Annotated in this window: 15 protein-coding genes and 1 tRNA gene; 11 read left to right on the top strand and 5 right to left on the bottom strand. The window is 71.2% G+C overall.

What is annotated here, in order from left to right; genetic code table 11:
- Positions 1-57: 57 nt before the first annotated feature.
- On the bottom strand, positions 58-2739 hold the full coding sequence (gene polA / locus BLU95_RS28295; RefSeq protein ID WP_093862451.1) for a DNA polymerase I: 2682 nt from the start codon (positions 2737-2739) through the stop codon (positions 58-60).
- 406 nt (positions 2740-3145) lie between these two features.
- Here polA and BLU95_RS28285 point away from each other — a divergent pair, with 406 nt between their 5' ends.
- From BLU95_RS28285 to BLU95_RS28260, 6 genes are all read left to right on the top strand, one after another.
- Positions 3146-3559, top strand: a complete 414-nt coding sequence (locus BLU95_RS28285) for a PaaI family thioesterase (protein WP_045940274.1) — start codon at positions 3146-3148, stop codon at positions 3557-3559.
- 547 nt (positions 3560-4106) lie between these two features.
- Complete coding sequence (locus BLU95_RS28280) at positions 4107-5339, top strand: branched-chain amino acid ABC transporter substrate-binding protein (protein WP_093862449.1); 1233 nt, start codon at positions 4107-4109, stop codon at positions 5337-5339.
- A gap of 132 nt (positions 5340-5471) precedes the next feature.
- On the top strand, positions 5472-6401 hold the full coding sequence (locus tag BLU95_RS28275) for a branched-chain amino acid ABC transporter permease (RefSeq protein WP_093862448.1): 930 nt from the start codon (positions 5472-5474) through the stop codon (positions 6399-6401).
- Between the two features lie 5 nt (positions 6402-6406).
- The gene (locus BLU95_RS28270) at positions 6407-8344 is read left to right on the top strand and encodes a branched-chain amino acid ABC transporter permease (RefSeq protein WP_231977824.1); all 1938 of its coding nucleotides are present in this window, start codon (positions 6407-6409) and stop codon (positions 8342-8344) included.
- Positions 8345-8351: 7 nt separating this feature from the next.
- Positions 8352-9197: an ABC transporter ATP-binding protein gene (locus tag BLU95_RS28265; protein ID WP_093862447.1), complete on the top strand. Its 846-nt coding sequence runs from the start codon at positions 8352-8354 to the stop codon at positions 9195-9197.
- Positions 9194-9910: an ABC transporter ATP-binding protein gene (locus BLU95_RS28260; RefSeq protein WP_093862446.1), complete on the top strand. Its 717-nt coding sequence runs from the start codon at positions 9194-9196 to the stop codon at positions 9908-9910. Before BLU95_RS28265 ends, BLU95_RS28260 begins: the two co-directional genes overlap by 4 nt.
- A gap of 71 nt (positions 9911-9981) precedes the next feature.
- On the opposite strand, the gene BLU95_RS28255 is transcribed toward BLU95_RS28260, so the two are convergent.
- Positions 9982-10638: an ANTAR domain-containing response regulator gene (locus tag BLU95_RS28255; protein ID WP_030307471.1), complete on the bottom strand. Its 657-nt coding sequence runs from the start codon at positions 10636-10638 to the stop codon at positions 9982-9984.
- A 100-nt stretch (positions 10639-10738) separates the two neighbouring features.
- Here BLU95_RS28255 and BLU95_RS28250 point away from each other — a divergent pair.
- Positions 10739-10811 (top strand) — tRNA-Leu (locus BLU95_RS28250).
- Positions 10812-11284: 473 nt separating this feature from the next.
- The gene (locus BLU95_RS45620; RefSeq protein ID WP_353653512.1) at positions 11285-11701 is read left to right on the top strand and encodes a hypothetical protein; all 417 of its coding nucleotides are present in this window, start codon (positions 11285-11287) and stop codon (positions 11699-11701) included.
- Between the two features lie 43 nt (positions 11702-11744).
- Here the strand turns inward: BLU95_RS45620 and pyk are convergent, their stop codons facing one another.
- On the bottom strand, positions 11745-13175 hold the full coding sequence (gene pyk, locus BLU95_RS28240; RefSeq protein WP_093862444.1) for a pyruvate kinase: 1431 nt from the start codon (positions 13173-13175) through the stop codon (positions 11745-11747).
- Between the two features lie 274 nt (positions 13176-13449).
- On the opposite strand from pyk, the gene BLU95_RS28235 reads away from it, so the two are divergent.
- Positions 13450-14583, top strand: a complete 1134-nt coding sequence (locus BLU95_RS28235) for a substrate-binding domain-containing protein (protein WP_159425020.1) — start codon at positions 13450-13452, stop codon at positions 14581-14583.
- Positions 14584-14612: 29 nt separating this feature from the next.
- A complete protein-coding gene (locus tag BLU95_RS28230; RefSeq protein WP_400742172.1) occupies positions 14613-16256 on the top strand; it encodes a VWA domain-containing protein in 1644 nt (547 codons plus the stop codon).
- A gap of 66 nt (positions 16257-16322) precedes the next feature.
- On the opposite strand, the gene BLU95_RS28225 is transcribed toward BLU95_RS28230, so the two are convergent.
- Positions 16323-16805, bottom strand: a complete 483-nt coding sequence (locus tag BLU95_RS28225; protein WP_093862442.1) for a hypothetical protein — start codon at positions 16803-16805, stop codon at positions 16323-16325.
- A 10-nt stretch (positions 16806-16815) separates the two neighbouring features.
- Between BLU95_RS28225 and BLU95_RS28220 the strand changes: the two genes are divergently transcribed.
- The gene (locus BLU95_RS28220; RefSeq protein WP_159425019.1) at positions 16816-16956 is read left to right on the top strand and encodes a hypothetical protein; all 141 of its coding nucleotides are present in this window, start codon (positions 16816-16818) and stop codon (positions 16954-16956) included.
- Between the two features lie 157 nt (positions 16957-17113).
- Here the strand turns inward: BLU95_RS28220 and BLU95_RS28215 are convergent, their stop codons facing one another.
- Entirely contained in the window at positions 17114-20266 is a 3153-nt protein-coding gene (locus BLU95_RS28215) for a helix-turn-helix transcriptional regulator (protein WP_093862440.1), read from the bottom strand.
- Positions 20267-20801 lie beyond the last annotated feature (535 nt).

Raw genomic sequence — 20801 nt, 5'->3', positions numbered from 1 at the left:
AACGTCAGTGCACCACGGCCCGACGGGAACGTCAGCGCACCACGGCCCGACGGAACGTCAGTGCGCCGCGACCTCCCAGTTGACGCCGACGCCGACCGAGACGTCCAGCGGGGCCCGCAGCGGGTAGGCGCCGGCCATCTGCTCGCGCACGAGCGCCTCGACCGGCTCGCGCTCGCCCGGGGCCAGCTCCAGCACGATTTCGTCGTGCACCTGGAGCAGCATCCGGGAGGCCAGCCCCGCCGTGCGCAGCGCCTCGTCCACCCGCAGCATGGCGATCTTGACGATGTCGGCGGCGGAGCCCTGGATCGGGGCGTTGAGGGCCATCCGCTCGGCCATCTCGCGGCGCTGGCGGTTGTCGCTGTTGAGGTCCGGCAGGTAGCGGCGGCGGCCGAGCAGGGTCTCGGTGTAGCCGGTGGCGCGGGCCTCCTCGACCACCCGGTGCAGGTAGTCGCGCACGCCGCCGAAGCGCTCGAAGTAGGTGTCCATCAGACCCTGCGCCTCGGCCGGCTTGATGCCGAGCTGCTGGGAGAGCCCGTAGGCGGACAGCCCGTAGGCGAGGCCGTAGGACATCGCCTTGATCTTGCGGCGCATCTCGGCGTCGACGGAGCCGCCGGGGACCTCGAAGACCTGGGAGGCGACGGTGGTGTGGAGGTCCTCGCCGGTGGCGAAGGCCTCGATCAGCGCCTCGTCCTCGGAGAGGTGGGCCATGATCCGCAGCTCGATCTGCGAGTAGTCGGCGGTGAGCAGCGACTCGTAGCCCTCGCCGACCACGAAGGCCCGGCGGATCATCCGGCCCTCCTCGGTGCGGACCGGGATGTTCTGCAGGTTCGGGTCCTGCGAGGAGAGCCGGCCGGTGGCGGCGACCATCTGGTTGAAGGTGGTGTGGATCCGCCCGGCCGGGGAGACCGTCTTGAGCAGGCCCTCGACGGTGGTGCGCAGCTTGGCCTGGTCGCGGTGGCGCAGCAGGATCACCGGCAGCTCGTTGTCGGTCTGGGTGGCGAGCCAGGTGAGCGCGTCTGCGTCGGTGGTGTACCCGGTCTTGATCTTCTTGGTCTTGGGCAGCGCCAGCTCGCCGAAGAGGATCTCCTGGAGCTGCTTGGGCGAGCCGAGGTTGAACTCGTGGCCGGCGGCGGCGTGCGCCTCCTCGACCACGCGCTGGATCTCGGCGGCGAACTGCGCCTCCAGGCCGGTGAGCCAGTCGCGGTCGGCGGCGATGCCGGTGCGCTCCATCCGGGCGAGCAGGGCGGCGATCGGCAGCTCCATGTCGCGCAGCAGCCCGGTGGCGCCGACCTCGGCGAGGCGGGTGTCGAACAGCGAGGCGAGGTCGAGCACGGCGCGGGCCTGGAGCATCAGCGCCTGGGCGCCGGCGGTCGGGTCCTCCTCCGGGGCGTCGAAGGCGAGCTGGCCGGACTCGGCGGCCGGGGCCGGGGTGAGCGAGCGGGCGAGGTACTCCTCGGCGAGCACCTCCAGGGTGAAGGTGCGGCGGCCGGGCTTCTCGAGGTAGGCGGCGAGGGCGGTGTCGGCGACGACTCCCTCGATGGTCCAGCCGCGCTCGGCGAAGGCCCGCATGACCTGCTTGGCGATGTGCAGGGCCTTGGGGGCGGCGGGGTCGGCGAGCCAGCCGGCGAAGGCCCGCTCGTCCTCCTCGGCGAGCAGCGCCGGGTCGAACCAGGCCGCCGTCTCCCCGGCGGCGAGCGCGACCTCGGTGACCTCGCCGCTGCCGAGCGCCCACCGGTAGACGGCGGCCAGCGCGACCGGGGTCTTGTCGGCGGCGTGCTCGCGCAGCCAGGCGGCGAGGGTGCCGGGGTCGGTGAGGAGTTCGCCGTCGACCTCGACGCCGGGGGCGAGTTCGGCGGCCTCGGGCTCGACGGCGGCCGGGTCGATGCCGTGCACGCGGTCGCGGAAGTTGGCGTTGCGGAACTCCAGCGTCTCCATGAGCGCGGTGACGGCCTGGCTGTCGAACGGCGCGCGGGCCAGGTCGGCCACGCCGAGCGGGAGTTCGACGTCCCGGACCAGCTCGGTCAGGACGCGGTTGCGCTTGACCGAGTCGAGGTGCTCGCGCAGCTTCTCGCCGATCTTGCCCTTGACCTCGTCGGCCCGGGCGACGAGTTCGTCGAAGGAGCCGAACTGGTTGACCCACTTGGCGGCGGTCTTCTCGCCGACGCCGGGGATGCCGGGCAGGTTGTCGGACGGGTCGCCGCGCAGGGCGGCGAGGTCCGGGTACTGGCGGGGGGTGACGCCGTACTTCTCGGCGACCTTCTCCGGGGTGTAGCGGGTCAGTTCGGAGACGCCCTTGGTCGGGTAGAGCACGGTGACGTGCTCGGTGACCAGTTGGAGCGAGTCGCGGTCGCCGGTGACGATGTCGACGTCGTAGCCGGCCGCCTCGGCGGCGGTGGCCAGGGTGGCGATGATGTCGTCCGCCTCGAAGCCCTCGGCGGTCAGCCGCGGCACGTGCATCGCGTCGAGCAGCTCGCCGATCAGCCCGATCTGGCTGCGGAACTCGTCCGGGGTCTTGGCCCGGTTGGCCTTGTAGTCGGGGAACTCGACCGAGCGGAAGGTCTGGCGGGAGAGGTCGAAGGCGACCGCGAGGTGGGTGGGCGCCTCGTCCCGGACGGTGTTGGCGAGCATCGAGGCGAAGCCGTACACCGCGTTGGTCGGCTGGCCGGTGGAGGTGTTGAAGTTCTCCACGGGCAGCGCGTAGAACGCCCGGTAGGCCATGGAGTGCCCGTCGAGCAGCATCAGGCGGGGCCGCGATCCGGCTCCGCCACCACCCGCCGCGCCCTTGTCCGTACTCTGCGTAGCCACGTCAACGTCCGTTCCTGCCGATTCCACTACCGGCCACCGATCCTAGGGCCCGCCACTGACAAAAGGGGCATGCCGGGGGCGGGCGCCCCGCGGGTGCGCTCGCACCCCGGGCGCCACTCCGGTTTTCTCCCGCCACCGCCACTACCACCGAGTAGGACGGTCGTACGATCACAGTCAGTACGACGACGCGACCCCCGAGCGGCAGGAGCTCCCCATGACCGATCCGGCCCCCGACACCGCCCCCCGCGCCGGCACCGCCGCCGGCACCGGCACCGCGCCCGCGCCCGGCACCGCCCCCGGCGGCGCCGACGCCACGCCCCTCATCGACGTCCCGCAGGAGATGCTGGACCACTTCGCCAAGCTCGGCGTGGACCCGGCCACCTTCTCCGGCGGCCGGCTGGGCGACAAGCTGGGCATCAGGATCGTCGAGGCCTCGGGCGACCGGGTGGTCGGCACCATGCCGGTGGACGGCAACCAGCAGCCGTACGGGCTGCTGCACGGCGGCGCCTCGGCGGCGCTGGCGGAGACGCTCGGCTCGGTCGGGGCGATGCTGCACGCCGGGCCGGGCCGGTACGCGGTGGGCGTGGACCTGAACGCGACCCACCACCGCTCGGCGACCTCCGGCCTGGTCACCGGCGTGGCGACCGCGGTGTTCAAGGGCCGCACCGCCGCCACCTACGAGATCGCGATCACCGACGACACCGGCAAGCGGGTCACCAGCTGCCGCCTCACCTGCATGCTGCGCGACCTCTGAGCCAAATTTCCGTCAAATCCCTTGCCCGCCCCCTTGTTTGACCTTCGACAGCACTGGGCAGTCGTTGGTCTGGACAAGGGGGCGGTGGCATGTCCGGCCATCCGGAGCGATGTAACCGTGCGTAACAAGCAGGAAATCCGAGCAGTCGAGGAGCCCGGGGGGTCGGATCCGGTCGAGAACAGCGCCCGACGGCCGTCGACGTCCGATATTCGGACGCATACGCCCGACTCCAACAGCGCGGACACTCTTGTCCGGTAATCGGTGAGTTCAGGAGTCACCTGCCGTTCTACGCCTTACATGGCGCGAGTTGGCCCGGGAACACTGGGGTCCGGTCGAGCCGGTCGAGCCGGAACGACCACATGCTGAGACGACTTCTCCGTGTGCTCATAACAAGAGAATCACAGCCTCGCCGCAGCACTGCCAGAGCCGCCGACCGGCATCTAGAGTCACGGCCAGTCACCGCGCCACCGGAATGGGCCAGGCCCACCGCGCATCCAGGCTCCCGCCGTTCAGGCGCGGCGCCCTCCTGAACCGAAGGGGACCCCCCGTGCGTCATCGTTCAGCAGTTGTCGTGAGCATTGCCGTCATCGGCGCCCTCAGCCTCACCGCGTGCGGCTCCCGCGACGACAAGAAGTCCGGGGACAGCGGCCAGGCCGGCGGCTCCACCACCGTCACCATCGGCGTCGACGCCCCCCTCACCGGCGACCTCTCCGCCCTCGGCCTCGGCATCCGCAACTCCGTCGAACTCGCGGTCAAGCAGGCCAACGAGAAGAACGAGGTCCCCGGCGTCAAGTTCCAGATCAAGGGCCTCGACGACACCGGCAAGCCCGCCCCCGGCCAGCAGAACGCCACCCAGCTGGTCGGCGACAAGGACGTCATCGGCGTCGTCGGCCCGCTGAACTCCAGCGTCGCCCAGTCGATGCAGCAGATCTTCAACGACGCCAACCTCGTCCAGATCTCCCCCGCCAACACCGGCGTCGCCCTCAGCCAGGGCGAGAAGTGGGCCAGCGGCGTCAAGGCCCGCCCCTTCAAGAGCTACTTCCGCACCGCCACCACCGACGCCGTCCAGGGCCCCTTCGCCGCCGACTTCCTGATCAAGGACGCGAAGAAGACCAAGGTCTTCCTCATCGACGACCAGAAGACCTACGGCGCCGGCCTCGCCGCCACCTTCAAGGGCCAGTTCACCAAGAACGGCGGCCAGATCGTCGGCGAGGAGCACGTCAACCCCGACGACCGCGACTTCGCCGCCGTCGTCACCAAGGTCAAGTCCTCCGGCGCCGAAGCCGTCTACTACGGCGGCGAGTACCCCGCCGCCGGCCCCCTCTCGCTCCAGCTCAAGGACGCCGGCGTCAGCATCCCGCTGATGGGCGGCGACGGCATCCAGAGCGGCGACTTCATCAAGCTCAACCCCAAGGGCCAGGGCGACTACGCCACCGCCGTCGGCCTGCCCGTCGAGCAGCTGCCGACCGCCGCCAAGTTCATCGCCGACTACAAGGCCGCCGGCTACAAGGACGCCTACGAGACCTACGGCGGCTACTCCTACGACAGCGCCTGGGCCATCATCCAGGGCGTCAAGGCCGTCGTCACCGCCAACAACGGCAAGCTGCCCGACAGCCCCCGCGCCAAGGTCGTCGAAGCCGTCCAGAAGGTCTCCTTCGAAGGCGTGACCGGCAAGGTCTCCTTCGACGAGTACGGCGACACCACCAACAAGCAGCTCACCGTCTACACCGTCAAGGACGGCAAGTGGGCCGTGGAGAAGTCCGGCACGTTCAGCGGCTGACCCTCGCCTGATCCCGAATCAGGAACGCCACAGCACACCGGAGTTACCGCGCGGGGGCGCCACGAGTGCCCCCGCGCGCACCCACATCCACCACCCACGCGGACACCCCACACGCACAACGGAGGCCCAGCGGTGCACGACCTACCGCAGCAGCTGGCCAACGGCCTGATCCTCGGCGCCCTCTACGGCCTCGTCGCGATCGGCTACACGATGGTCTACGGCATCGTCCAGCTCATCAACTTCGCCCACGGCGAGATCGTCATGGTCGGCGGCTTCGGCGCCCTGACCGCCTACCTCGCCCTCCCCGGCGGCACCACCCTGTGGCTGGCCCTACCGCTGATGCTGATCGCCGGCATCCTGGTCTCCACCCTCACCGCCGTCGCCGCCGAGCGCTTCGCCTACCGGCCACTGCGCTCCGCCCCCCGGCTCGCCCCCCTCATCACCGCGATCGGCCTGTCCATCGCCCTGCAGCAGCTCGTCTTCGCCTTCTACCCCGACGCCAAGAAGGCCCGGGTCTTCCCGAAGATCCCCGGCGACCCCTTCGAGATCGGCTCCGTCGCCATCCAGCGCAGCGACATCTTCCTCCTCGTCGCCGCCCCGCTCTGCATGCTCGCCCTCGGCTGGTTCGTCACCCGCACCCGCTCCGGCCGCGCCATGCAGGCCACCAGCCAGGACCCCGACACCGCCAAGCTGATGGGCATCGACACCGACCGGATCATCGTCATGGCCTTCGCCATCGGCGCCGCCTTCGCCGCCGTCGCCGCCGTCGCCTACGGCCTGCGCAGCGGCCAGGTCGACTTCCGGATGGGCTTCCTGCTCGGCCTCAAGGCCTTCACCGCCGCCGTCCTCGGCGGCATCGGCAACATCTACGGCGCCATGCTCGGCGGCATCACCCTCGGCCTCGCCGAAGCCCTCGCCACCGGCTACATCCAGCACCTGCCCGGCATGCACCTCTTCGGAGGCGGCGCCTGGAAGGACGTCTGGGCCTTCGTACTCCTCATCGTCGTCCTGCTCGTCCGGCCCCAGGGGCTGCTCGGCGCGCGCGTCTCGGACAGGGTGTGAGCACCATGACCACCAGCAGCACCGAGACCACCCCGGTCATCGCCCTCCCCGGCCGCACCGCCGCCCTCCTCACCGGCCTCGGCGCCACCGCCACCGCCGCCTCCGCCCTGATGGCCTGGACCTGGACCTCCGACTACCCCGGCGACCTCACCTACTACGGCTCCCCCGCCGGCCTCCAGTGGCTCGCCCTCACCGCCGGACTCGCCACCCTCGTCCTCCTCCTCGCCACCCAGGGCGTCCCCGGCCTGCGCTGGGCCGCCCCCCGCCGCAGCAACAACGCCGTCGTCCTCGCCGCCGCCGGCGCCGTCGCCGTCGGCTGGTTCTCGGTGATCTCCATCTCCACCGACCTCGGCGGCCTCGCCAACCTCGAACCCGGCGGCTGGGTCCTCGCCGCCGGCTCCCTGCTCGCCCTCGCCGGCTCCCTCGGCCTGCCGCTCGACCGGCGCACCGCCGTCCCGCTGCGGATCCTCGACCGGCGACTGTTCCTCCTCGTCCCGATCGCCCCCCTCGTCTGGGTCGCCACCCACGCGATCCCCGAGGACAAGCCGGTCGCCCCCGTACTCACCGCCCTCGCCGGCGGCCTCGCCATCGCCACCGGCGCCGTCCTCCTGCTCCAGCTCGGCCACGCCGCCAACAGCTGGCTGCGGCTCGGCACCGTCCACCGGCCGCTGCCCGCCCCGCGCGAACTGCCGTCCTGGGTCGAGGTCGCCCTCATCGTGGTCGCCTTCGCCATCGCCCTGTTCGCCATCACCTTCGGCATCGACACCGAGTACGGCGAACTCTTCACCGGCTACCTGCTGCTCGCCGCCTCCGTCGTCGCCGCGTTCGGCCGCTCCGGCCTGCTGCCCCGGCTGCGCGCCCTCACCGTCAAGTACCAGACCGTCACCACCGGCGCCGCCTTCGCCGCCGCCGCCAGCTTCCCCTTCACCCAGACCAGCGACCAGTACACCTCCGTCGCCACCAACATCCTGATCTTCGCCACCGTCGCCCTCGGCCTGAACATCGTCGTCGGCCTGGCCGGCCTGCTCGACCTCGGCTACGTCGCCTTCCTCGGCGTCGGCGCCTACAGCGCCGCCCTCGTCTCCGGCTCCCCCGCCTCGCCGATCCACGTCCAGTTCCCCTTCTGGGGCGCCATGCTCACCGGCGCCGTCGTCTCCATGGTCTTCGGCGTCGTCATCGGCGCCCCGACCCTGCGACTGCGCGGCGACTACCTCGCCATCGTCACCCTCGGCTTCGGCGAGATCTTCCGCATCACCATGCTCAACCTCAACGGCACCACCGGCCCGAAGATCACCAACGGCTCCAACGGCATCCCCCGGATCCCCGACCTCGAAATCCTCGGCTGGAACCTCGGCAAGCCCACCACGATCTTCGGCATCGAACTCGGCCGGTTCTCCAACTACTACCTGCTGATGCTCGCCGTCACCGCCCTCGTCGTCCTCGTCTTCGCCCGCGTCGGCAACTCCCGCATCGGCCGCGCCTGGGTCGCCATCCGCGAGGACGAGACCGCCGCCGAAGCCATGGGCATCAACGGCTTCCGCCTCAAGCTCCTCGCCTTCGCCCTCGGCGCCTGCCTCGCCGGCCTCGCCGGCACCGTCCAGGCCCACGTCAGCTACACCGTCACCCCCGACCAGTACACCTTCGCCGAAGCCCTCCCCCCCAACTCCGCCTTCCTGCTCGCCGCCGTCATCCTCGGCGGCATGGGCACCATCAGCGGACCCCTCGCCGGCGCCACCCTGCTCTTCCTCATCCCGAAGAAGCTCGAATTCCTCGCCGACTACCAACTGCTCGCCTTCGGCATCGCCCTCATCGTCCTCATGCGGGTCCGCCCCGAAGGCCTCATCCCCAACCGGCGCCGCCAACTCGAATTCCACGAGGCCGACGCCGACATCCCGGCACAGGCCACCGGCGACACCGTCGCCCTCTCCAAGGCAGGGGCGTGACCCACAGATGACCACCACCGACGCCCCCGCCCCCACCCCGGCACCGGCACCCGCCCCCACCGAGACCCTGCTCGACGTCTCCGGCGTCACCATGCGCTTCGGCGGCCTCACCGCCGTCAACAACGTCTCCCTCACCGTCGGCCGCGGCGAGATCATCGGCCTCATCGGCCCCAACGGCGCCGGCAAGACCACCTTCTTCAACTGCCTCACCGGCCTCTACGTCCCCACCGAAGGCACCGTCACCTACCAGGGCACCGTCCTCCCCCCCAAACCCCACCTCGTCACCCAGGCCGGCATCGCCCGCACCTTCCAGAACATCCGGCTCTTCGCCAACATGACCGTCCTCGAGAACGTCCAGGTCGGCCGCCACAGCCGCATGCACCAAGGCCTCCTCTCCGCCGTCCTGCGCGGCCCCGGCTACCGCCGCTCCGAACAGGAGAGCCGCGACAAGGCCATGGAACTCCTCGAGTTCACCGGCCTCGCCGGCAAGGCCGACCACCTCGCCCGCAACCTCCCCTACGGCGAACAACGCAAGCTCGAAATCGCCCGCGCCCTCGCCTCCGACCCCGGCCTGCTGCTCCTCGACGAGCCCACCGCCGGCATGAACCCGCAGGAGACCCGCGCCGCCGAGGAACTCGTCTTCGCCATCCGCGACCGGGGCGTCTCCGTCCTCGTCATCGAGCACGACATGCGCTTCATCTTCAACCTCTGCGACCGCACCGCCGTGCTGGTCCAGGGCCAGAAGATCGTCGAGGGCGACCGCGAGACGGTCCAGAACGACGAACGCGTCATCACCGCCTACCTCGGCGCCCCGCTCGAAGGCACCACCCCCGTTACGGAGACCGACCAGTGACCGCACTCCTCGAAGTCCAGGACCTCCGCGTCTCCTACGGCAAGATCGAAGCCGTCAAGGGCATCAGCTTCACCGTCAACCAGGGCGAGGTCACCACCCTGATCGGCACCAACGGCGCCGGCAAGACCACCACCCTGCGCACCCTGTCCGGCCTGCTCAAGCCCACCGCCGGCACCATCACCTTCGACGGGCAGCCCCTCGCCGCCGTCCCCGCCCACAAGATCGTCGCCCTGGGCCTGGCCCACTCCCCCGAGGGCCGGCACATCTTCCCGCGCATGACCATCGAGGAGAACCTCCTCCTCGGCGCCTTCCTGCGCAACGACACCGACGGCATCACCAAGGACGTCGAACGGGCCTACGGCCTCTTCCCCATCCTCGGCGAACGCCGCAAGCAGGCCGCCGGCACCCTCTCCGGCGGCGAGCAGCAGATGCTCGCCATGGGACGCGCCCTGATGTCCCGGCCCAAACTGCTGATGCTCGACGAGCCCTCCATGGGCCTCTCGCCGCTCATGATGCAGAAGATCATGGCGACCATCGTCGAACTCAAGGCCGACGGCACCACCATCCTGCTGGTCGAACAGAACGCCCAGGCCGCGCTCTCGCTCTCCGACCGCGGCTACGTCATGGAGATCGGCAGCATCGTCCTCCAGGGCACCGGCGCCGACCTCCTGCACGACGAGTCGGTCCGCAAGGCCTACCTCGGCGAGGACTGACCTCCCCGCCCGAACGGCGGAGGGCCCGACACGAGTGTGCCGGGCCCTCCGTCGTACGCTCCGCCCGCCGACTACTCGGACGCGGCCTCCTCGGCCTTCTTCTTGTCCTGGGCCTCGCCCTCTTCGATCACGGCCTCGGCCACCGCCGCCATCGTCATCCGGCGGTCCATCGAGGTCTTCTGGATCCACCGGAACGCGGCCGGCTCGTTCAGCCCGAACTTCGTCTGCAGCACGCTCTTCGCCCGGTCCACCAGCTTCCGGGTCTCCAGCCGCTGGGTGAGATCCGCGATCTCCTCCTCCAGCGTCCGCATCTCCGTGTACCGGGACACCGCCATCTCGATCGCCGGCACCAGGTCGCTCTTGGAGAACGGCTTCACGATGTACGCCATCGCACCCGCGTCCCGCGCCCGGTCCACCAGCTCGCGCTGCGAGAACGCCGTCAGCATCAGCACCGGCGCCAGGTGCGCCTCGTGGATCTGCTCGGCCGCGGACAGCCCGTCCAGCACCGGCATCTTCACGTCGAGGATCGCCAGGTCCGGCTTCAGCTCCTGGACCAGCCGGACCGCCGTCGCCCCGTCCCCGGCCTCGCCGACGACGGTGTACCCCTCCTCTTCCAGCATCTCCTTGAGGTCGAGGCGGATCAGCGCCTCGTCCTCGGCGATCACAATGCGGGTGATCTGGGGCGAATCGGTCTCAAGCGGCTCTGCCTGCTCGTCGGCGGTGCTCACGGGGCTCCTCGTTCCGGCGGGGTACTGCATGCACGAGGGTACCTAGACACGGTATGTTTGAGACCAAGCAGGGTCGGAGCAAACCTTCGATTCAGCGGTTGCCCCGGTAGCCCAGCGGAAGAGGCCATGGTCTCAAACACCATACAGCGTGGGTTCGAATCCCACCCGGGGCACTTTTCCTTCATTTCCAAGGTCATGAAAATCGGCCCAACGGTTGGCGATCTTCATCACTTCGAATGAAGATTCGCATGACCCCCGATGATGTACGCCTGGGCGGCGCAGGCTCGGGCACATGTACGACACGGCTGCACGGCAACGCGCCCTCGACCTCCATGCGTCCGGCCTGACATTCAGCCAGGTGAGCCGCGCCACCGGGATCTCCCGCTATGCGGTCCGGCAGTGGACCACACAACCCGATCCCCGCAAGCCGAACGACTGCCCGGCACCCTCCGGCCGACCGAGCCCGTCCGTTCCCCGGGCCGACTACGCCTACCTTCTCGGCCTCTACCTCGGTGACGGCTGTATCAGTGAAGGCCGCCGCAAAGTCCATGCCCTCCGCATCGCCTGCGGCAACAACTGGCCCGGCCTGATAAACGAGTGCGAGCGAGCGATGGCCGCCGTCATGCCACGGAACAAGGTCACGCGTGTGCGTGCCACTGGCTGCACCAGTGTGGTCGGCACCAGCAAGCACTGGCCCTGCCTGATCCCCCAGCACGGCCCCGGCCCGAAGCACCTACGTCGGATAGCCCTCGAGCCCTGGCAGCAGGAGATCGTCGACGCCCACCCCTGGGACTTCCTCCGCGGCCTGATCCACTCCGACGGCTGCCGGATCACCAACTGGACGACCCGCACCGTCGGTGGCGTCCCGAAGCGCTACGAGTACCCGCGCTACTTCTTCACCAACACCTCGACCGACATCGTCCGCCTCTTCACCGACACCCTCGACGCGGTCGGTGTCCAGTGGAAGGCCACGGCCCCCCGACCGACCGGCCAGATCAACGTCTCCGTCGCCCGCAAGGAGTCCGTGGCGCTCATGGACGCCCACATCGGCCCCAAGCACTGACCCCGGTGCGGCTCCGCCCGGGGCGGAGCCGCACCGGACCGCGTCAGTTGTCCAGGGCACCCACGTGGTGGACCCGGACGAGGTTGGTGGAGCCGGCCAGGCCGGGCGGGGAGCCGGCGGTGATGACGACGATGTCGCCCTTCTCGCAGCGGCCCAGGGAGAGCAGCGCGGCGTCGACCTGTTCGACCATCTCGTCGGTGGTGGGCGCGAACGGGCCGAGGAAGGTCTCCACGCCCCAGGTGAGTGCCAGTTGGCTGCGGACGGCGGGTTCGTAGGTGAAGGCCAGGACCGGGATCGGTGAGCGGTAGCGGGTCAGCCGGCGGGCGGTGTCGCCGGACTGGGTGAAGGCGATCAGGTACTTGGCGTGCAGGAAGTCGCCGATCTCGGCGGCGGCCCGGGCGACGGCGCCGCCCTGGGTGCGGGGTTTGTTGCTCGGGGTGAGGACGGGCAGGCCCTCGGCGAGCACGTCCTGTTCGGCGGCCTCGATGATCCGGGCCATGGTGCGGACCGTCTCGGAGGGGTATTTGCCGACGGAGGTCTCGCCGGAGAGCATCACCGCGTCGGTGCCGTCGAGGACGGCGTTGGCGACGTCGGAGGCCTCGGCGCGGGTGGGGCGCGAGGAGTTGATCATCGAGTCGAGCATCTGGGTGGCGACGATGACCGGCTTGGCGTTCCGGCGGGCGAGCTTGACCGCCCGCTTCTGCACCATGGGCACGACTTCGAGCGGCATCTCGACGCCGAGGTCGCCGCGGGCGACCATGATGCCGTCGAAGCGGTCGACGATGGAGTCGAGGTTCTGCACCGCCTGCGGCTTCTCGATCTTGGCGATGACGGGGACCCGGCGCCCTTCCTCGTCCATGACCCGGTGGACGTCCTCGACGTCGCGGCCGCTGCGGACGAAGGAGAGCGCGATCAGGTCGGCCCCGGTCCGCAGGGCCCAGCGCAGGTCGGCGACGTCCTTGTCGCTGAGCGCGGGCACCGAGACGGCGATCCCGGGGAGGTTGAGGCCCTTGTGGTCGGAGACGAGGCCGCCCTCGACGACGAGGCAGCGGACCCGGGGGCCGTCGACCTCGACGACCTCGAGGGTGACCCGGCCGTCGTCGACGAGGATCCGTTCACCGGCGGTGACGTCTTCCGCGAGGCCGGGGTAGGTGGTGCCGCAGCCGTTCTGGTCCCCGTCGACGTCTTTGTCGGTGGAGATGGTGAACTCGTCGCCGCGTTCGAGAAGTACGGGGCCCTCGGCGAAGGTTCCGAGGCGGATCTTCGGGCCTTGAAGGTCGGCGAGCACGCCGATACTGCGGCCGCTCTCGTCGGCGGCCTTGCGGACCCGGCGGTACCGCTCCTCGTGCTCGATGTGGGAGCCGTGGCTCAGGTTGAATCGGGCGATGTCCATCCCGGCGTCGACCAGGGACTTGATCTGGTCGTAGGTGTCGGTGGCTGGCCCGAGGGTACAGACGATTTTTGCTCGGCGCATAGTGCTGAGAGTAGGCATTACCGGCGCGTAACGTCGATGCCGGTCCGGACAACCGGATGGCCGTTGCCGTAAGGAGAGTTGAACAATCTGACACGACGTCGGACCGAAGTGCGAGAGGTTCCCGGCGGTCCGCCCCCGCTCGATCCCCGATGCGATTCCGTGAAGGGCTGTTCACCCCTGGTTCACCGGGACTTACGCCCCCGCTCCCGGCCCGGCGGGACGCTCGTCACCCGGGTGGGCCATGAACGTTGTGACGAGGGGGGAAGCTTCCGGAATGAAGCGCGTGATCGGAGTACTGACGGCACTTCTGGTACTCGGGGGTCTGGTCGTCGCGGTCCTGAACAGATCGAAGGACGATCCCACTCCCGGGCCGGGCAAGGTCGTCACCCTCACCGGCATGGTCGGCTCGGAGAAGGGCGCGTTCTTCGGGGACCAGAAGGTCAAGGATGCGCTGAAGGCCCGCGGCCTGGTGGTGAACACCCAGAGCGCGGGCTCCTGGCAGATGGGCGATCTCAAGAACGACAACCTGGACTTCGTCTTCCCGGCGAGCCAGCAGCCCGCCGAGGCGATCAAGGCGGACCACCAGCTGAAGAGCACCCCGACCCGGCCGTTCTACTCGCCGCTGGTGATCGTCACCCGCCAGGACACCGCCGAGGTGCTGAAGGAGAACAACCTGGCCTCCTGCGACGAGAAGAGCAACGTCTGCAAGTTCTCGATGCAGGAGTTCCTCCGGGGCATCGACGAGAAGCGGACCTGGCAGCAGCTCCCGAAGCCGCCCGCGGAGAAGAAGCCCGGCGACCTCGTCGGATCCATCTTCCTGACCACCACCAACCCGGAGACGTCCTCCTCGGGCGCCCTGTATCTCGCCATGGTGTCCTACCTGCTGAACGGCGGGCAGGTGATCACGGAGCCCGGAGGGGTGACGGCGCCGATCGGCACGAAGCTGCGCGCGGTCATCACCCCGCAGGGGGTCATGAAGAACTCCACCGAGGAACCGTTCATGGACTTCGTGTCCGGCAACGGCCGCCCGCTGGTCCTGGCGTACGAGTCCCAGGTGCTCGAACTGGTCCTGAAGCAGAAGGCCCCGCCGGACATGGTGATGTTCTACCCGGACACCACCGTGGTGTCCGACCACACGATCGTGGCCCTGAACGACAAGGGCAAGCTGCTCGCCGACGCGCTGGCCACCGACCCGGCGCTGCGCGAGCAGGAGCTCCGGTACGGCTTCCGGCCGGCCGACGCGGCGGGCGCGGCGGAGTTCGCCGCCCGGGTCCAGAGCGCACAGCCGGGCGGGCCGAAGCCGTTGTTCGCGTTCGCGCCCGACCTGCGGGACGCCAAGATCTCGCAGGCCACGGTGCCGACGCCGGAGGTCATGACGAGCCTGGTCAACGCGACCAAGAACGGGTGACGGGGGACATGGGAACGGGAGCGGGCACGATGCGCAGGAGTGGTGTGCGGGGCCTGATGGCCGGGCTGGCGCTGCTGGTGGCGACCTCGGTGGCGGCGTGCACGTCGTCGCCGGCGCCGCCGCCGAAGCCCGGGCCGAGCGACGCGCCCGCGCCGAGCGCGCAGCCGGGGGTGCTGCGGGTGCTGGCGGGCAGTGAACTGCAGGACATGGCGCCGGTGCTGGAGGAGGCGCAGAAGGCCACCGGGGTGACGGTGCAGTTCGCCTGGACGGGTTCGCTGGACGGTGCGGACGCGGTGTCCGCGGGTCGGACGGACGGCAAGTACGACGCGATCTGGTTCCCGTCGAACCAGTATCTGCACCTGGACGAGGGGAGCAAGTCGAAGTTGCTCTCGGAGACTCCGATCATGGCCTCGCCGGTGGCTTTCGGTATCCGTTCGGCGGTGCTGGGCGACCTGGGCTGGGGTGACGGTTCGAAGGTGACCTGGGGCAATCTGGCGGAGGCCGCGGTCGGCGGCAAGCTGTCGTACGGCATGGCGGACCCGTCGCGGTCCAATTCGGGTTTCTCTGCGCTGGTGTCGGTGGCCTCGGCGTTCTCCGGCGCGAGTTCGGCGCTGACCGAGGCCGATGTGCAGAAGGCGACGCCGCAGCTGAAGCAGTTCTTCGCCGGCCAGAGGCTGACGTCCGGCTCTTCGGGCTGGCTGGCGCAGGCGTACGGCCGGGCGGAGCGGGGTTCGATCGGCGCGCTGGTGAACTACGAGTCGGTGCTGTTGTCGCTGAACAAGACGCTGGCGGCCGATCAGCAGCTCACCGTGGTCCGTCCGGTCGACGGTGTGGTCTCGGGCAACTATCCGTTGACGTTGCTGAGCTCTTCGCAGCAGCGGGAGCGGGAGTCTTTTCAGCGGCTGACCTCCTATCTGCTGAAGGAGGACGTGCAGAAGCGGATCTCCGAGCTGACGCTGCGCCGTCCGGTGACGGCGGGGGTGGCTCCGGCGGCGGGGTTGCCGACGGACCGGCGGCACGAGCTGCCGTTCCCCGGTACCCGGGCGGTGGCGGACGGGTTGTTGTCCTCGTACCAGAACGAGCTGCGTCGGCCTTCGCGCACGGTGTACGTGCTGGACACGTCGGGTTCGATGGCCGGGCAGCGGCTGAGTTCGCTGAAGTCGGCGATGGGCCGGTTGACGGGTGCGGACGACACTCGGGGGGTGCGGCGGTTCCGGGACCGTGAGGAGGTCACGTTGATCTCCTTCGCCTCGAAGGTGAAGTCGACGAAGACGCACTCGGTGCCGAGCGGGGTGGGGGCGCAGCAGGAGTTGGCGTCGATCAACGGGGATGTGCAGGCGTTGTCGGCGGACGGTGGGACGGCGGTGTACTCGTCGTTGCAGGAGGCGTACCGGGTGATCCAGCGGCAGCAGTCGGCGGCGGGGGACGACCGGTTCACGTCGATCGTGCTGATGACGGACGGGGAGAGCAACGAGGGGGCGTCGGACAAGGATTTCCGGACGTTCTACGGGGGGTTGTCGTCGGTGCAGAAGGCGACGCCGGTGTTCCCGATCCTGTTCGGTGATGCCGCGAAGGAGCAGTTGCAGGGGATCGCGGATCTGACCGGTGGGAAGTTGTTCGACGGGACGGGTTCGCTGGACGGGGCGTTCGAGGAGATTCGTGGCTACCAGTAGCGGTGGCGGGGGCGGTCCCGACGGGGCCGGTGGGCGGGTGTGGGTGTATCTGACCTCTGCCCGGCACTATGTGGCGAGCGGGGCGGCGGTGGTCGGGGTGGTGGCGTCGATCGCGTTGCAGAGTCCGGTGGCGTTGTCGGCGCTGCTGGTGGCGGGGCCGTACGTGGCGACGGTGACCCTGTGGCCGCGTCCGGACCCGCCGGGGCCTTCGGGGCCGCCGAAGCCGCCGACTTCTCCGGACGACCCGCCGGACGATCCGTCGAGCGGGGGGAGTGTGTCCGGGTCGGTGGGTTCCGGGGTGTCGGGGCCTGTGCCGGCCGAGCGGGAGTTCCCGTTGGGTACGGCGCGCCGTACTCGGCCGTTGGCTCCCGTGGCCGCGCGGGCCGCGCGCCCGGCGGCGGAGGCGTCCTCGCGGCCTCCGGTCCCGTCGGTGCTCTGGCCCCAGTTGGAGGAGTTGGCGGCGTTCGTGGGTTCGGCGCCGTTGCCGCCGTCGGCGAACGTGCCGGGGTTGCTGGAGCGGCTGCGCAGCGCCGGTCCGGGGCCGACCACGGAGCCGATCGTGCGGCGGCGGCTGCCGCTGGCGGTGGACGGTTATCTGCGGGCGTTGACGTGGCAGCCGTGGGCGGTGGACGGGGCCGACCCGGCGGCCGAGTTGGCGCGGGCGGTGGACGAGATGGCGGCCCTGGTGCCGGCGGCCTGACGGCGTCGGGGCAGCGGTTGTACGGCCCCGGTCCCCCGTGGACCGGGGCCGTTCGCGTTCCCCGCCCGCCTGCCCGTCCGTCCGCACGCACGCCCGTCCGTCCGCCCGTCCGTCCGTCCGCACGCCCGTCCGCACGCACGCCCGCCCGTCGGTCCCGTCAGGCTTCCAGCGCGCCGGGGAGTTCGAGCCGCCGCCGCACCCCCAGTTTGCGGAAGCTGTTGGTGAGGTGGGTCTCCACCGTCCGTACCGCGAGGTGGAGCATGGCGGCGATCTCGGCGTTGGAGTGCCCGGCGGCGGCGAGCCGGCAGATCCGCAGTTCGCTGTCGGTGAGTGCCTCCGCCCCGGCGTGGTCGCCGCGGCCGACGCGTGCGCCGGAGGCCCGCAGCGCCTCCAGTGCGGCGGAGCGCTGCCGGACGGCGCCGAGGCGTTCGGCGCGTCCGGCGGCCTCGCGCAGGGCCCGCCGGGCGGCGCCGCGCCGGCCGCCGTCGCCGAGCAGTCGGCCGTAGGTGATGAGGGCGGGGACGAGTTCGGTGTCGATCTCGGCGGTGCGCAGCAGTTGGACGGCTTCGGTGGCGAGGTCGAGGCCGTGCCGTCCGCCGGTGGCTGCGGCGAGGGCGCGCAGGGCGCGGCCGACGGTGCGCGGGGTGCCCCAGATCCGGGCGAGGCGGAGTTCTTCCTCGGCGAGGGTGACGGCCGGGCCGGGGGCGCCGAGTTGGAGGTGGCATTCGGCGGCGGCGGAGCGCCAGGGGGTGACGATGGGGCTGTGGACCTGGCGTTCGCCCTGGCGGCGGCCGCATTCGAGGAGGTCGGCGAGGGCTTCGGCGGGTTCGCCGGAGGCGAGTCGGAGCAGGCCGCGGGCGTAGAGGTATTCGTTCCATTCCCAGGAGTCGCGGGCGCGGTCGGCGGCGACGGCGCGGGCGAGGCCGTGGGCCTGCCAGAGCCGGCCGGTCTCGACGAGGGCGATGACGGCCTGGGCGACGAGGTGGGCGTTCTGCTGGCCGAGGAGTTCGGCGTAGCGGGCGGGGGTGGTGTCCCCGGCGGCGGTGCGGGCTTCGGGCGCGGTCTGGGCGGTCTGCTCGGTCCCGGCGACCGGCGCCGTCGGGGCGGTCGGGGCGACGGGGGCGCTCCAGGCGGGCAGTCGGGGCAGTCCGGGCGGGCCCCAGGGGGTGGCCGGGTGGGTGGTGCGGGCGGGTGCCTGGCCGGTGGTCGTGGGGCCGGCGGAGGAGCCGGGGGCGGTGAGGGCGTAGTCCTCCAGCAGGGCCTGGTACTCGCCGCGCATGATCCTGGCCTCGGCGCGGACGCTGAGCAGGCACTGGTAGCCGGGGTCGAGGGGGCCGCCGCGGAAGTGGGAGAGGCCGCGGACGGCCAGTTCGTCGGCCTCGTCGAGCAGGTCGGCCCACTGGGAGAGGGTGGCGAGGGAGATCAGCAGGTAGGAGCGGCAGAGCGGGTCGACGGGGGAGGCTTCGAGTTCGTGGACGCGTTCGGCGACCTCGGTGGCGGCGAGCAGGCCGCTGGTGGCGTCGAATTCGGTGAGCAGCGCGTAGGCGGGCGGTGCGAGGCGGTGCGGGGTGCGGGTGGCGAGGCGTTGGAGTCCTTCGACGACCTGGAGCCAGCTGCGGCCGTCGTGGGCGGCGATCTGGGCGGTGGCGGCCTGGACGGCGTGCAGGACGTCGTCCTGGTCGGCGAACCGGTGGGCCAGTTCGTCCATGAGTTCGATGGCGGCGGCGGTGTCGCCGCGGGTGGCGAGGACGGCGCCGAGGGTGCCGGCGGCGCGGAAGACGCCTTCGTCGGTCTGCTGGAGGTGGACGGCTTCGGCGAGGTGGCGCAGTCCGACGGTGCGTTCGGCGGGGCCGAGGGTGACTTCGAGGCTGCCGAGTTCGGAGAGCAGCAGTCCGCGGCGGCGGTCGCTGAGGGGTTCGGCGAGGACGCGGCGCAGCAGGGCGACGGCGTCGGCGGGGCGGTCGGTGTCGGCGGCGGCGCGGGCGGCGCGGCGCAGGGTGTCGGGGGCCCAGTGGGGGGCGGGGGCGGGGGTGAGCAGGAGGTGGCCGGCGACGAGTTCGTCGGGGGCGCCGGCGTGGTGGAGGTGCTCGGCGGCGGCGAGGTGGACGTCGGCGCGGTGTCCGGGGGCGTGGCCGGTGAGGACGGCGTCGGCGAGCAGGGGGTGGGCGAAGCGGGGCCAGTGGCCGGTGTCGGGGGTGTCGAGGTGGTGGTGGGCGGTGAGGTCGGCGAGCCAGCCGGTGAGGCGGCCGGGGTCGGCGGCGGCGAGGTGGGCGAGCAGGGGGACGGGGTCCAGGGGCGGGGTGCCGGGGGTGGGGGTGGTGTCGGCGGCGGGGTGTTCGCGCATCCGGGCGAGGACGCGGGCGGCGGTGACGGCGTGTTCGCCGGCGCCGTGCAGCCAGGTTTCGACGGCTTCGGCGAAGGCGCCGCCGGGGAGGGCGCCGCACTGCTCGGGGAGGGTCGGGGGGAGCGTTGCGGCGGGTGGGGCGGTGTCGGCCGGGTTCCCGTGCGGGCTGTCGTGCTTGTCGTTCCTGTCGTGCTTGTCGTGCCTGTCGTGCCTGTCGTCGGTCGCCGCGAGGTCGGCGAGCAGTGCGGTGAGCAGCAGCGGGTTGCCGCCGGTGGCGCGGGCGCAGTCGGCGGCGAGGGTGGGGGGTGTGCCGGGTCCGAGCCGCTGTCCGGCGAGCTGGACGGCCGCCGGGGTGCCGAGCGGGGCGAGGCGCAGGGTGGTGGCGAGTTCGGGCGGCAGGTCGCGGGCGAAGCGGTCGGTCCGGCCGGTGAGGGTGGCCTGTCGGGGTTCGGTGGCGATCAGCAGGGCGGGCAGGCGGTCGATGCGACGGGCGACCTGGCGCAGCCAGCGGCGGGAGGGTTCGTCGGCGAGGTGGATGTCGTCGATCGCGAGGAGCAGCGGGTGGTGGGTGCCGTGCAGTCGGAGGAGGGACCAGAGGGTGGATTCGGCGGTGTCGGGTCCGGTGCCGTCGGCGGGCGTCTCGGTGGGGGCGGTGGACGCTGTGCGGGGGGTCCAGGCGGTGTGGGCGTAGGGGCCGGCGGGGGTCGGGCCGGTGTCGAAGAGCTGGCGGGCGGCCGCGTAGGGGGTGGTGGTCTCCTCGGCGGAGCAGCGGGCCCGGAGCACGGTGGTGCCGTCGGCGGCGGCCCTGCGTGCGGCCTCGGCGAGGAGTGCGGTGCGGCCGGTGCCGACGGCGCCGGTGAGCAGCAGGACGTGGCCGGTGCCGCGGCGGGCGTCGGCGGCCCGGTCGGTGATCAGCCGCAGCTGCGGTTCGCGGTCCACGAGGCGGGTGGACGTGGCGGTGCTCATTCAGGTGCTCCTCTTTGCCCTTCCCGGGTCTTCGTCGGTGTCCGAACGGGCACACCCTGTCGTTCTACCGGGTAAACGGCTTGACGTCCTAACCACGTGTTACTGGCGAGTCAGGTTTCCGCCCCGGGGGCCGGTTTCCCGGCCGGACCGCCACGGCCTCCCGATTTGTCGGTTTTGCGGTGTCCGGCGGCCTCTTCGATGCACCTCTCCCATGTTCCAGACCACCTGGGGGTCGGAAAGCGTTGCCTCCCCCCGATCGGCGGGGACCGGTCGGCGGGCCCGATCTCGTGGTGGACCACGATGGCCGGGGGCCTGCCCGGGCGGGAAGCATGGTGGTTGATTCCGGGGCACGGGCAGCGCTGCCGGATCGCCGTCGACAACGGTCGGCCAGCCCGGGTGGGGCGCCACGCCCTGACGTTCGGGGTCCGCCGGGTGGCCGGGCCGGCTTCTCCAGGAGGGGGCCAGATTTGACTGTTCTGCACACCGAGTACGACCGCCGGGGTACGGCGGCGGGGTTGTCCGGGTCGGCGTCCGC

This window comes from Streptomyces sp. TLI_053 (assembly GCF_900105395.1).
Taxonomy (GTDB): Bacteria; Actinomycetota; Actinomycetes; order Streptomycetales; family Streptomycetaceae; genus Kitasatospora.
Note: the sequence above shows the minus strand (reverse complement) of the source record. Positions and strands in the feature narration are given on the sequence as shown.